Origin of the sequence: Methyloversatilis discipulorum (assembly GCF_000527135.1) — a bacterium.
GTDB classification, from domain to species: Bacteria; Pseudomonadota; Gammaproteobacteria; order Burkholderiales; family Rhodocyclaceae; genus Methyloversatilis; species Methyloversatilis discipulorum.
On sequence record NZ_AZUP01000001.1, the window covers coordinates 626512 to 639017 of the forward strand.

Consider the following 12506-nt stretch of genomic DNA (forward strand, 5'->3'; position numbering starts at 1 on the left):
GCCCGCGCGCGGATTGCCGGAGCGACACTGGCCGCGACGCGGCTTCGGCACGGGCGCCGCGCCTGTGCCCCCGAACTGATCGTCCTCAGCCCGCGGCCGTCTCGCTGTCAGCCTGCGGATCGAAGCGGCGCACGAAGCCGCGGTCTATCACGTCCTTCCAGCGCCAGACCCAGTCACCCTTGAGCACCCAGCCGCCGCGCGCGGCGATGGCGTGGCGGCGGCCGCAGGCGAGGAGCATCAGCGCGTGCCGCTGCGCACGCCAGTCGAGCGGCGGCTGACCGGCCAGCACGCGTGCGATGTTGGCGGCCAGCGGTGGTCCGGCGCGCACCGCGTAGACCCCCGACTTCGGCCGCGGCGATGCACTCAGCGTTGCGACGTCGCCGGCGGCGAACACCTCGGGGTGCGAGGTCGATTGCAGCGTGGCACCGACATCGACGAAGCCGCGCGCGTCCAGCGCCAGTCCGCTGCCCCGCAGCCAGGCCGGTGCTGCGGCGCCGGTGGCGAGCACGGTGAAATCGCTGGCGAGGGTGCGGCCGTCGTCCAGCCGGATGGCGTCCGCGTCGATCCGCGTGACGGCTGCGCCGGTGACGACATCGATGTGCTGACGAGCGAGTTCGGCGCCGATGCTGCGCTGCAGCCGCTCTCCCAGTCCGCCGAGTGGCGTGGCGCCGCGCTCGATCAATGTGCAGTGCGCTGCGGGCCAGCGGTGGTGCAAGGCCATCACCACCTCGACGCCGGCCGCGCCGCCGCCCAGCACGCTGACGGCAGCCGGCGTCACGACTGCGCAGCGCGCGAGCAGGTCGGCGATCGGCTTCACCGGCTGCGCGTACTCGGCCGCGCCGGGAATGTCGGGGCGCTGCGGGGTCGAACCAGTGTCGATGGACAGCAGGTCGTAGTCGATCACTTCGCCGCCGGCCAGCGTGATCCGGCGGTGTGTGCCGTCGATGCCGATGGCGCGATCCAGCATGAGCTGGCAGCCGGCGCGTTCGGCCAGCGGGCGCAGGTCGATGCAGGCCTGACGCGCACCGTAGTGACCAGCCAGCACGCCGGGCAGCATGCCGGAGTAGGGCGTCAATGCCTCGGGCGTGATCAGACGGATGTCGGCGTCCGGCCGCTGTCGGGCGAAGGCTTCGAGCACGAAGAGCTGGGCGTGGCCGCCGCCGAGCAGTACCAGCTTTGTCATGGCAGCGGCTGGGCGTCGAGCGACAGGTCGCCGAAATGGCCGAGCGAACTGCCGGCGGTGTTGTCGGTGTCGGCCGCGACGACGACGCCGATCACCGGCGGAGCGTCCTCGCCGAAGGCTTCGCGGAAGTCGTCGCGCAGGTTGCGGCTGGCATTGCGCCAGACGCCGGTCGGCGCGCCGTCGCCCTCGACCGCGATCATGCGCACGCGATCGGTGTAGGCGCTCCAGGCGCGCGTGCCCGCAGGCACGCGGTTGTCCCAGACGTAGCAGAGCACGGCGGCGGGCACCTGGTCGCCGTGCAGCGCGCGGGCGATGCGCAGCTTCGTGCGGGCTCCGAAGGGCAGCTTGGCGATGTCGTAGTCAAACAGCACATAGACGCGCAGCACGTAGTCGTCGCCGTCGCGAGTGGCGAAGCGGTTGCCGGCCGGCAGACGGTCGGCGCGCCAGCGCCAGTTCAGCCAGGGCGTTGCGGTGGTGTCGAAGCGGCCGGCGTGGATCAGCGCCGACGCGGCATTGACGGCTTCGGCGCGCAGCACGGTCTGCCCGTCCAGCGCGCTCAGGCGGAAGTCGGCCGGTGCGGCCTTCCCACCCAGCGTCCACGGTGTCCAGCCGGCGATGGCGGCACCGGCTGACTGCGACGAAAAGCGCGGCAATGCGCTGTCCGCACACACCTCGCCGGCCAGCGCCAGCGCGGCCGCCCACAGCAGCAGGCGCAGACGGGTCAGCATGCGTCGCCCTCCAGCAGGCCTTCGCGCAGCGCGCGCTGCCAGTCGGCCGGGTGATCGACGTCGTAGCCGGTCGGCAGCACGCTGGTGCGCAGGCCCAGCACGTCGAGGCGCGCGCGTGTCTGCGTCCATACCGAAGGGGTGCCCCAGATCGGGCCGTCGAACAGCGCCGGCTGCCGGCTGCGCAGCGCCACCAGCAGGTAGCCGCCGTCCTCGGCGGGCGCGAAGGCGGCGTCGTGGTCGCGCAGCGCAGCGGCGGCGGCCGCCAGATCGGCGGCCTGCAGCGACACCGCGTCGGCGCCGATCAGCACGACGCGCGCGTGCCGCGACAGTGCGTCGTCGAAGGCCTGCGCCATGCGCCGGCCGACGTCGCCTGCCGACTGTGCATGCAGCGTGACCCCGAAGTCGCGCGCGCAGTCGGTAAAGAAGGGGTGACCGCAATCGGGTGCGCACCACAGCTCGACCGTGCCGATGCCGGCCTCGATCGCGGCGCGCAGCGCTCTCCTTGTCAGCGCTGCGCTGGCGCGCGCCGCGCCGTCGGCGCCGAGTGCTGGCATCAGCCGCGTCTTTGCAGCGCCCGGTACTGGCGCGCGGGCGAACACCAGTACCGCAGTCGACTCAGTCATGGTGCGGCCGATAGCTGCGTGCCAGCGCCTGCGGGTCGGCGCCGAAGAAGTAACGCAGGCGAAGGCGCCACATCAGCCACACAGTACGCAACACGCCATGCTTCTCCCAGCGGCGCCCCGAGGTGCGTACGCGTGCCCGCAGACAGGCTGGCGCACTGAGGCTCAGTGCGCGGCGCGAGAAGTCGATGTCTTCCATCAGCGCGATCGGGGCGAAGCCGCCGAGGTGGTCGAACAGCGCACGCGTGCAGAAAATCGCCTGGTCGCCGGTGGCGATGCCGGACAGGCGCGAGCGCAGATTCATCATGAAGGCAACCACGCGCAGCAGCGGCGAGCGGCCTTCGATCGCGACGTCGAAGCGGCCCCACTGCGCGCCGCTGTCGAGCGCGTTGTCGATCAGCAAGGTCGCGCCGTCCGGCAGCGCGCTGTCGGCGTGCAGGAAGAGCAGCACCTCGCCGCGGGCACGCGCGGCGCCGGCATTCATCTGCAGCGCGCGCCCTCGCGACGACGCGACCAGCACGTCGCACAAGGGCCGCGCCAGCGCGCAGCTGTCGTCGCGGCTGCCGCCGTCGGCGACGATGATCTGCGCACCGGCCGCGCGCAGCGGCTGCAGCGCCTGCAGCGTCGCGACGATGCCCGGCGCCTCGTCCAGCACCGGCACGATGATGGACAGCCGGTTCATCCGCGCATCCACGCGTGATAGCGGCCCACCCATTCGAGCAGCTTCTGCGGCGCGTGCGCGCGCTTCCACACGCCGGCGGCGTACTTGTTCGCCTCGTTCATGGTCGGGTAGATGTGTATCGTGCCGAGCAGCTTGTTCAGTCCCAGTCCGTGGCGCATCGCCAGCACGTATTCGGCGATCAGTTCGCCAGCGTGTTCGCCGACGATGGTGACGCCCAGTATGCGATCGCGCCCGGGCACCGTCAGCACCTTGACGAAGCCGTGCGCGGCTTCGTCGGCGATGGCGCGGTCGAGGTCGTCAAGCCCGTAGACGGTCGCTTCGAAGGGCACGCCCTTTTCGGCGGCTTCGCTTTCGTTGAGGCCGACGCGGGCGACCTCCGGTTCGGTGAAGGTGGCCCAGGGGACGACCGAGTAATCGACGCGGAAACGGCGGAAGCGGCCGAACAGCGCATTGACCGCCGCATACCAGGCCTGATGGGCCGCCATGTGCGTGAACTGGTAAGGACCGGTCACGTCGCCGCAGGCGTAGATGTTGGGATACAGCGTCTGCAGGTAGTCATTGGTGTCGACCGTGCGGTTCGGGCGCAGCGCGATGCCCAGTTCCTCCAGTCCGTAGCCGCTGACATTCGGCGTGCGGCCGACCGCGCACAGCAATGCGTCGAATGCCACGCGCACCTCGCCGGCCGCGCCTTCGGCGTACAGCACGCGCTCATCGCCTTCGACCGCGAAGCGTACCGCCTTGTGCCGGGTCAGCACCTGCACGCCGTCGGCGGCGAACTGCTTCTCGACCAGCGCCGACACCTCGGGATCTTCGCGCAGCATCAGCCGCTCTGCCATCTCGACCTGGGTCACCGCGGCACCGAAGCGGGCGAAGGCCTGCGCCAGCTCGCACCCTATCGGCCCACCGCCCAGCACCAGCAGGCGTTGCGGCAGCGTGCGCAGCGACCATACGGTGTCCGAGGTCAGTACCTCCATCTCTTCGATGCCCGGTATCGGCGGCACGAAGGGGCGGGCGCCGGCGGCGATGACGATGTTGCGCGTGCTCAGCGTGCGCGCTCGGCCGTCTTCGCCATAGACCTCGACCGTCCATGGCGAGGTGATGCGCGCATTGCCTTGAATGCAGTCGACGCCGAGCGCGTGGTAGCGCTCGACCGAGTCGTGCGGCTCTATCGTGCGTACGACGCGGGCGACGCGCTCCATCACGTCGGCGAAATCGAAGTCCACCTGCGCCGACTTCATGCCCAGCGATTGCGCCTTCGCGGCCTGCGCGACGAAGCGCGCCGAGCGGATCAGTGCCTTCGACGGCACGCAGCCGGTATTCAGGCAGTCACCGCCCATGCGGTGCTTCTCGACCAGTGCCACGCTGGCCTTCACGGCGGCCGCGATGTAGGCCGTAACCAGCCCGGCACTGCCACCGCCGATCACCACCACGTTGTGGTCGAAGCGCGCCGGCTGCGGCCAGCGTTTGTAGACGGCACGGGCGCGCACGACATCGATCAGCTTGCGCGCGATCAGCGGGAACAGGCCCAGCAGCACGAAGGCGCCGATCAGGCCGGGCGACAGGATGCCGGCGAGCGAGTCGATCTGCCCGAGCTGGGTGCCCGCATTCACGTACACCGCGGTGCCGGCCAGCATGCCGACCTGACTCACCCAGTAGAAGGTGCGTGCCGGCAGCCGGGTCAGTGCCATCGCCAGGTTGATGACGAAGAAGGGGAATGCGGGCACCAGACGCAGCGTGAACAGGTAAAGAGCGCCGTCGCGTTCGACGCCGCGGTTAATCGCGTCGAGTGACTTGCCCACTTTGGCCTGTACCCAGTCACGCAGCAGGAAGCGCGCGATCAGGAAGGCGAGCAGGGCGCCCAGGCTGGAGGCGAAGGACACCAGCGCGAGCGCCACCCAGAAGCCGAACAGCGCGCCGCCGGCCAGCGTCATCACCGCTGCGCCGGGCAGCGACAGCGCGGTGACGGCGACATAGACCACGAAGTAGATTGCCGCCGCCGTCCATGGCGCTGCGGCGACGCGCTCGTTCAGCATCTGCTGCTGCGCCTTGAACCAGGCGAGATCGAAAAAGCGGCCGAGGTCGAACACGAAAAAGGCGCCGACCAGCGCGAGCAGTACCAGCAGCAGGGCCAGTTTGCGCGCGTTCATGGTGCGGCGTCGCGGGGTGTCCACTGCGGTCCGCGCAGGATGCGTTCGCGGTAGTTCAGCGCGGCGGGCGAAGCGGCCGGCCACTGATTGTCGAATTCGTCCAGCCAGCGGGCGTGGTCGTAATGCAGCGGCAAGGCGTCGATATGCACGCCACGGACGCGGGTGCCGTACAGAGGACTATGCGGCGACGGCGTGACGGCGATGCGCGATACGACGCCATGCAGCGCGCCGCGGAAGTTGGGCATGCCGGCGGCGCCGTTGTTGATCACTGCGCCCTCTCCGAAGCGCGCAAGCGCGGGCAGACAGGTGTGGCTGCAGGCGAACACGTCGCAGCGGGCGGCAGCGAAGGCCGCTTCGTGCGCTGCGCGCTGCGCCGGGTCGTGCAGCGCGCGCGCGTCGAAAGTCCAGCCGGCGAGCGCATGGGCGTCGCCGTGGACCACACCGACGCGTGCCTCGCCGACGCGCACCGCGCGCCAGTAATCGAGCGCCGCCAGTTCGCCGCGCCACATCGGGTCGTGGCGCACGGTCTGCGACAGCCGGGCGTGGATCAGATTCGAGCGGGTGACCACTGCTTCCGGCACCTCGTCCGGGTAGGCGCAGCCGCAACCGGCGTCGTCCGTGTCATCGGCCAGTTCGGCCTCGACATTGCCGGCGATTGCATCGAAGGCGAGCACGCGGCGCTGCACGTCGGCGAAGTGGGCGGCGTCGATGTCGAACCAGTGGAAGTCGCCGTTGAACAGCACGCGCACCGGGCCGCGCTCGCCTTCCAGCAGGCGGACGAGCGCGTCGAGCGCGGGGCGGTTGCCGTACAGGCCGCCGACCACGTACAGCGTGTCGGCCGCGAGGTCGTGCGCGGTACTGGCGAGTGCGCCTGCACCGTAACGGTAGTGCAGCGGGCAGCTGCGGCCGGGCCTGCTGTGCGCGATGTCGTCGTCCATAGTCATGGCGCCCGTCGTGTCAGCAGGGAAGGCAGCAGGTAGCCGGCCGTGCACAGCAGCAGCCCGTAAAGATTGACGCCGAGCAGCTTGGCGTACTTGCCGCTGCCGATGGCCCAGCTGTCCGGTATCAGATTGGCGGCAAGCAGCACGCCGAGGATCATGCCGGTCCAGAAGGCGAGATGGAAGGAGAGCGCGGCGGCGCGCGTGCCGGGCTGCGTGAAACCGGCCAGCAGGAAGATCGGCGCCAGCCCGATCACCATGGTGCCGCTGATCGTCGTCGCCTTCAGGATGTCGGTGCCGGCGATCATCGGAATGTTGCCGAGCAGCGCGATCGCCGCCATCGCCAGCATGCCGACGCCGATGGCGCGCACCGGCTCCGGGCGGCCGGCCAGTTGCGGCAGTTCCTGCGCGACGTGGCGGGCGACCGAAGAGAAGGTCGAGTCCAGCGTCGAACCGGCGGCCGCGACCATCACGATGGTCATCACGAACAGCGCCGCCGGTCCCATGCTGCGGGCGAGTGCCGCCGGCACGTTGTCGCCGCCGGCGATGCCTTCCAGCCGTGCGTGCACGCCGACCAGCGAAAACAGCAGGATGCAGGCGAAGCCGAGCACGCCGGCCCAGACGAAGGCGCGCAGCATGCGGCGCTCGTCGGTGATGAAGCCACGGTCGGTCAGCACCGGGTCGTGGAAGGGGTATGACAGTACCTGCAGTGCGGCCACCAGCAGCAGGTCGACGCCGGCGTCGAGGCGCCAGTCGCCGGTCGACAGCAGCGTCGCCGGTCCGTGCGTCGGCAGCACCATCAGCATGACGACGGCGAAGAAGCCGACGAACAGCACGGTCTGCAGCACGTCGGTGTAGATGGAAGACCGCAGTCCACCCTTCAGGCTGTAGAACAGCGTGGCCGCGGTAAACAGCAGCGCCGCACCGATAAAACCGGCCGAACCCGCTTCGCCGTAGTAGCCACCAACCACCGAGGTGTTGCTCCACACTTCGTTGAACAGTCGAACGAGGATGGCCAGCGAAAAAGCCAGCGCCGCCAGACGGCCGTGACGGGTGATCAGGAAGGACAGCAGACCGGTCGCCGCATACCTGCGACGCAGCCGCAGGATGGCCCAGCCGGCGAGCGGGATGGACAGCCAGTAGGTGGCGTAGGCGAGGCCGCCGACGATGCCGTAGGTGGCGCCGAGGTTGGCCGCGTTGGTGATGGACTTGGCGAATATCCACGAAATGAAGATGCTGGCGCCGAGCGCCCATGTGGCAGCCGGGCGGCCCGCTTCGTCGTGGCCGCGGAAGAAGCCGGCGTGACCGACCGCGCGCGGCGACAGCGCGTACATGCCGGCGCCGTACAGGATGAGAAAGCCCCAGAAGGCGGCACCGAAAAGCAGCGGATCGTTCATCGCGTCGACCTCAGTTCAGTGCGCCGCCACAGGACGAACCCTGTCCGGCGGTGCAGCCATAGCAGTGATCGGCCACCACCACCGGATTGCCGTCGAGGTCGCGCCCCAGCAGTTGCGACAGATGGGTGCGCGGCCGCCCCTCGACGCGCAGCGGCAGGCCCAGCATCTGGTTGAAATCGCAGTCGTAGACGTGGCCCTGCCAGTCCACGCTCAACTGGTTGCGGCACATCACGTGCTGAAGGTTGTCGTCGCGGTGGGCGCCGCGCAGCAGTTCCATGTAATCGGCGAACTGGCCTTTCGATACCAGCGTCGAGCCGAAGCGCTGGATCGGCATGTTGGCCAGCGTCAGCAGCCGGGTGAACACGATGCCGTACTCGCGGCCCAGATGCTCGCGATACGCCGCTTCGAGCTGGGCTTGCGGCGGCGGCAGGGCAGGGCCTTGCGGGTTGAACACCAGATTCAGTTCGAGACCGCTGCCGGCACGGCCGTAGCCGAGCGCGTTCAGTTGCTTCAGTCCGGCGATGCTGCGCGCGAACACGCCATTGCCGCGCTGGCGGTCGACGTTATCCTCCAGGTAACAGGGCAGCGACGCGGTCACCTGCACGCCCTGTTCGGCCAGGAATGTCGCCAATCCCTCGTGGCCCGGTTCGGACAGGATGGTGAGGTTGCAGCGGTCCATCACCGCGACGCCGAGCGCGCGCGCCTCGGTAACCACGCTGCGGAAGTGCGGATTCATTTCCGGCGCGCCGCCGGTCAGATCGAGCTGACGGATGTCGCTGGCGCGGATGAAGTCGAGCACGGCGCGGATGTTCTCGGCGCTCATCTGTTCGGTGCGCGTCGGTCCGGCATTCACGTGACAGTGCAGGCAGCTCTGGTTGCAGGTGTAGCCCAGATTGACCTGCAGCACTTCGGTGTGGCGCCGGCGCAGCGGCGGAAAATCGGTGCGGGACAGCAGCGGCAGGGTGGCGTGCATGCAGAGAGGTCCTCGATGTCTGTACGGCAGCAGACCGCCCACGGGCGGAAAAGCTTACGGTCAGGGTGCAGTATGCTTGCCCGGCACCGGGATACGTCATCGACGACGTACCCACGCCAACGACCGGAGGAAGGAAAGAATGTTCAAAGGCATATTGCTGGAGCAGGGCGAGGGCGGCAAGACGATCGCCAGCCTCAAGGATCTTGACGAATCAGCGCTGCCGGAAGGCGATGTGCGCGTCGCCGTCAGCTGGTCCAGCCTGAACTACAAGGACGCGCTGGCCATCACCGGGCGCAGCCCCATCGTGCGCAAGTGGCCCATGGTGCCGGGCATCGATTTCGCCGGCACGGTGGAGCAGAGCAGTCACCCGCTGTGGAAGGCCGGCGACGCGGTGGTGCTGACCGGTTTCGGGGTTGGCGAAGGTCACTGGGGCGGTCTGGCTCAGCGCGCGCAGGTGAAGGGCGACTGGCTGGTGGGTCTGCCGGCCGGGCTCGATGCGATGCATGCAATGGCGGTCGGCACGGCCGGTTTCACCGCCATGCTGTGCGTCATGGCGCTGGAACGTCACGGCCTGCAGCCGGGCGACGGCGAGGTGCTGGTGACCGGCGCCAGCGGCGGCGTTGGTTCGGTCGCAGTAGCGCTGCTGGCCAGGCTCGGTTACCGCGTGGTGGCCAGCACCGGCCGGCTGGCAGAGACCGACTACCTGAAGTCGCTGGGCGCCGAATCGGTGATCGACCGCGCCACGCTGTCGGCGCCCGGCCGGCCGCTGGCGAAGGAGCGCTGGGCGGGCGTCGTCGACAGCGTCGGCTCGCACACGCTGGTCAATGCCTGCGCGGCGACGCGCGAGAACGGTGCGGTGGCGGCCTGCGGACTGGCGCAAGGCATGGACTTCCCGGCTACGGTGGCGCCGTTCATCCTGCGTGGTGTCACCCTCTATGGCATCAACAGCGTCACCGTCGCGCGCGCCCCGCGCGAGGCGGCCTGGGCCCGCATCGTGCGCGACATGCCGCTGGACCTGCTGGATCGCATCACGCAGGTGGTGCCGCTGTCCGACGTGATCGCGGTGGCGCCGCGTTTCATCGACGGACAGGTGCGCGGCCGCCTCGTGGTCGATACCTCGGTGGCCTGACGGGAGGCGCCTGCGGCGCGGTCGACAAGCACTGTTGCGGCGCACTAATTTTGACGCTCATCAAGTACTTGGCTAAACTGCGCCGCGATTTTGCAGGAATCCACTTCAACCCATAAGAAGAGAGACTCGATGAGCGCCAGGACCCTTCTTGCTGTCGTAGCCGTCTGCGCCAGCCCGCTCGCCTTCGCTGCTGAGGGCAATGCCGACGCAGCCAAGGACAAGATTTCGATGTGCGTCGGCTGTCACGGCATTCCGGGCTACCAGACCGCATTCCCGAAGACCTACAAGGTGCCCCGCATCGGCGGTCAGTACCCGGAGTACATCGTGGCCGCGTTGCAGGCCTACAAGAACGGTGACCGCAAGCACCCGACGATGACCGGTATCGCTGCCAGCCTGACCGAGCAGGACATGGCCGACCTCGCCGCCTACTACGGCGCCCAGAAATAAGGAACGCAGGCCATGATGAAGAAATTCGCATTCGTTGCGCTCGCCGCCATGGTGGGCATGTCTGTCGCCCACGCCGGCGATGCCGCCAAGGGCAAGGAAAAGTCCGCTGCCTGCGCCGCCTGTCATGGTGCCGACGGCAACAGCCCGGCGCCGGCCTTCCCGCGCATCGGTGGTCAGCACGAGGACTACCTGCTGCAGGCGCTGCAGCAATACAAGAAGGGCACGCGCAAGAACGCCATCATGGCGGCTCAGGTCGGTGCGCTGAGCGACCAGGACATGGCCGATCTGGCCGCCTACTTCGCGTCGCAGGCCGGTCCGCTGGTCACCCGTCGCTGAGTTCGCCTTCGCGCCAACAAAAAAGCCGGCATTGCCGGCTTTTTTGTTGCCCGCTCAGAGCGTGAGCCGGCCGCCGGGGCAATAACCTGCCTTTTCCAGACGGCTCAGGGTGGGCGTCAGATTCAGCGTGGTCTGCGCGCGCAGCTGGCGGGCGCGCTCGCGCAAGGTGTCGAGCGACAGGTCTATCGTTTCGGCGCCGCCGGCGATACAGATCGCGTTGCCTTCGTCCAGCGAGGGCAGCACCAGCGCCCGCCCGTCGTGGGCGTCGATCAGGCGCTGCGCACTAGCACGGAAGCCGCGCGTGCGGCCGAACATGTTCAGGCTGACGCGCCCGTCGGCGGCCAGGTGTGCGCGGCAGTGCTGATGGAAGGCGGCGGTGTCGAGCGCATTGGCACGCGCCCGGTGGTCATAGCCATCGACCAGGATGAAATCCCACTCCGTCTCGCTTTCGGCGATGAATTTCGCGCCGTCGTCGATGACGATGCGCAGGCGCTCATCCTCGGCCGGCAGCCGGAAATGCATCGCCGCAATGGCCGGCATGCGCGGATCGATCTCGACCACGGTGATGGTCGACTGCGGGCAGTAACGATGCAGGAATTTGGTAACTGAGCCCGCGCCCAGCCCGATCACCAGCACGCGCGCAGGCCACGCATCGTTCGGCGCGAACAGCAGCGGCAGCATCATTTCGCGCGTGTATTCGAGCTCCAGCGCGAACGGGCGCGCGACGCGCATGGCGCCCTGCACCCATTCGGAACCGAAGTGCAGGTAGCGCACGCCGGCCGCCTCGGACACGTCTATCGAGTTACGCGGTGTCTTCGTGCGGCCGCTGCCCAACAGCGTAGCGAGGCTCAATTGCGCTGCTCGGGCAGCACGATGTTGACTTCGAGTACCTCGTAGTTGTCCTGCTTTTCGAGCTGGACCTTGATGTCTTCCGGGTTCACGCGCACGTACTTGGAAATCACCGCCACCAGTTCCTGCTGCAGCGCCGGCAGGAAGTCGGGCGCCGAGTTCGATCCGCGTTCGCGCGCGATGATGAGCTGCAGGCGTTCCTTCGCGATCGAAGCGGTCTTCTGCTTCTGGCCGAAGATCAGGGAAAGCAGGGACATGCTTACTTCCCTCCGAACAGGCGCTTGAGCAGGCCGGGCTTTTCGTAGTCGACGAAGCGCAGCGGACGCTCCTCGCCGAGGAAGCGCGCGACCACGTCTTCGTACGCCTGGGCGACGTCGCTGCCTTCCATGTGGATGGCCGGCGTGCCCTGGTTCGAGGCCTGCAGCACGATTTCCGATTCCGGGATCACGCCCAGCACCGGAATGCGCAGGATTTCCTGCACGTCGACGTGGCTCAGCATCTCGCCTTCAACGGCGCGCTTGGGCGAGTAGCGGGTGACCACCAGATGTTCCTTCACCGGCTCGCGGCCGTCGCGCGCGCGGCGCGATTTCGATTGCAGGATGCCGAGGATGCGGTCCGAGTCGCGCACCGAACTGACTTCCGGATTGGTCACGATGACCGCCTCATCGGCGAAGGTGAGCGCCATCACCGCACCGTGCTCGATGCCGGCCGGCGAGTCGCAGACGATGTAGTCGAAACCCATGTCGGCGAGGTCCTTCAGCACCTTCTCGACGCCTTCCTCGGTCAGTGCGTCCTTGTCGCGCGTCTGCGAGGCCGGCAGCACGAACAGGTTGTCGCAGTGCTTGTCCTTGATCAGCGCCTGCGTCAGGTTGGCTTCGCCGTGGATCACGTTCACGAAGTCATACACCACGCGGCGTTCGCAGCCCATGATGAGGTCGAGGTTGCGCAGGCCGACGTCGAAATCGATCACCGCGGTCTTCTTGCCGCGCAGTGCAAGGCCGGACGAAAACGCGGCGCTGGTGGTGGTCTTGCCCACGCCGCCCTTGCCGGATGTCACGACTACGATACGGGTCACTG

The 12506-nt window shown here is 68.5% G+C and carries 14 protein-coding genes; 3 read left to right on the top strand and 11 right to left on the bottom strand.

Translation table 11 applies throughout. The features are described 5' to 3' along the window. Nucleotides 1–85: 85 nt before the first annotated feature. The 8 genes from METFAM1_RS0102875 to arsS are packed head-to-tail and all read right to left on the bottom strand — an operon-like array spanning nucleotide 86 to nucleotide 8668. The gene (locus tag METFAM1_RS0102875) at nucleotides 86–1183 is read right to left on the bottom strand and encodes a slr1591 family oxidoreductase (protein ID WP_019918035.1); all 1098 of its coding nucleotides are present in this window, start codon (nucleotides 1181–1183) and stop codon (nucleotides 86–88) included. Continuing rightward, the gene (locus METFAM1_RS0102880) at nucleotides 1180–1911 is read right to left on the bottom strand and encodes a DUF3047 domain-containing protein (RefSeq protein ID WP_019918036.1); all 732 of its coding nucleotides are present in this window, start codon (nucleotides 1909–1911) and stop codon (nucleotides 1180–1182) included. Before METFAM1_RS0102880 ends, METFAM1_RS0102875 begins: the two co-directional genes overlap by 4 nt. Further along, entirely contained in the window at nucleotides 1905–2534 is a 630-nt protein-coding gene (locus tag METFAM1_RS0102885) for a TIGR04282 family arsenosugar biosynthesis glycosyltransferase (RefSeq protein WP_019918037.1), read from the bottom strand. Before METFAM1_RS0102885 ends, METFAM1_RS0102880 begins: the two co-directional genes overlap by 7 nt. After that, nucleotides 2527–3213, bottom strand: coding sequence for a TIGR04283 family arsenosugar biosynthesis glycosyltransferase (locus METFAM1_RS0102890; protein ID WP_019918038.1), 687 nt, complete (start codon nucleotides 3211–3213; stop codon nucleotides 2527–2529). Before METFAM1_RS0102890 ends, METFAM1_RS0102885 begins: the two co-directional genes overlap by 8 nt. Then, a complete protein-coding gene (locus METFAM1_RS0102895) occupies nucleotides 3210–5360 on the bottom strand; it encodes a dihydrolipoyl dehydrogenase family protein (RefSeq protein WP_024300406.1) in 2151 nt (716 codons plus the stop codon). Before METFAM1_RS0102895 ends, METFAM1_RS0102890 begins: the two co-directional genes overlap by 4 nt. Next, a complete protein-coding gene (locus METFAM1_RS0102900; protein WP_232419632.1) occupies nucleotides 5357–6304 on the bottom strand; it encodes a hypothetical protein in 948 nt (315 codons plus the stop codon). The genes METFAM1_RS0102895 and METFAM1_RS0102900 overlap by 4 nt, the downstream gene beginning before the upstream one ends. Further along, complete coding sequence (locus tag METFAM1_RS0102905) at nucleotides 6301–7695, bottom strand: sodium:solute symporter family transporter (RefSeq protein WP_019918043.1); 1395 nt, start codon at nucleotides 7693–7695, stop codon at nucleotides 6301–6303. The genes METFAM1_RS0102900 and METFAM1_RS0102905 overlap by 4 nt, the downstream gene beginning before the upstream one ends. A gap of 10 nt (nucleotides 7696–7705) precedes the next feature. Next, nucleotides 7706–8668 (bottom strand): arsenosugar biosynthesis radical SAM (seleno)protein ArsS, encoded by a 963-nt coding sequence (gene arsS, locus METFAM1_RS0102910; protein ID WP_019918044.1) that lies wholly within the window; start codon nucleotides 8666–8668, stop codon nucleotides 7706–7708. A 139-nt stretch (nucleotides 8669–8807) separates the two neighbouring features. On the opposite strand from arsS, the gene acuI reads away from it, so the two are divergent. From acuI to METFAM1_RS0102925, 3 genes are all read left to right on the top strand, one after another. Continuing rightward, the gene (gene acuI, locus METFAM1_RS0102915; protein WP_019918045.1) at nucleotides 8808–9797 is read left to right on the top strand and encodes an acrylyl-CoA reductase (NADPH); all 990 of its coding nucleotides are present in this window, start codon (nucleotides 8808–8810) and stop codon (nucleotides 9795–9797) included. A gap of 129 nt (nucleotides 9798–9926) precedes the next feature. Continuing rightward, nucleotides 9927–10244: a c-type cytochrome gene (locus METFAM1_RS0102920; protein WP_019918046.1), complete on the top strand. Its 318-nt coding sequence runs from the start codon at nucleotides 9927–9929 to the stop codon at nucleotides 10242–10244. Between the two features lie 12 nt (nucleotides 10245–10256). Further along, on the top strand, nucleotides 10257–10580 hold the full coding sequence (locus METFAM1_RS0102925) for a c-type cytochrome (protein ID WP_019918047.1): 324 nt from the start codon (nucleotides 10257–10259) through the stop codon (nucleotides 10578–10580). Nucleotides 10581–10634: 54 nt separating this feature from the next. Here the strand turns inward: METFAM1_RS0102925 and METFAM1_RS0102930 are convergent, their stop codons facing one another. Genes METFAM1_RS0102930 through minD form a run of 3 tightly spaced genes read right to left on the bottom strand, consistent with a single transcriptional unit; the run spans nucleotide 10635 to nucleotide 12504 of the window. Next, nucleotides 10635–11432, bottom strand: a complete 798-nt coding sequence (locus METFAM1_RS0102930) for a fused MFS/spermidine synthase (RefSeq protein WP_024300407.1) — start codon at nucleotides 11430–11432, stop codon at nucleotides 10635–10637. Then, nucleotides 11429–11686, bottom strand: a complete 258-nt coding sequence (gene minE, locus METFAM1_RS0102935) for a cell division topological specificity factor MinE (RefSeq protein ID WP_019918050.1) — start codon at nucleotides 11684–11686, stop codon at nucleotides 11429–11431. Before minE ends, METFAM1_RS0102930 begins: the two co-directional genes overlap by 4 nt. A gap of 2 nt (nucleotides 11687–11688) precedes the next feature. Further along, entirely contained in the window at nucleotides 11689–12504 is an 816-nt protein-coding gene (minD, locus tag METFAM1_RS0102940; protein WP_024300408.1) for a septum site-determining protein MinD, read from the bottom strand. Nucleotides 12505–12506: the final 2 nt, after the last annotated feature.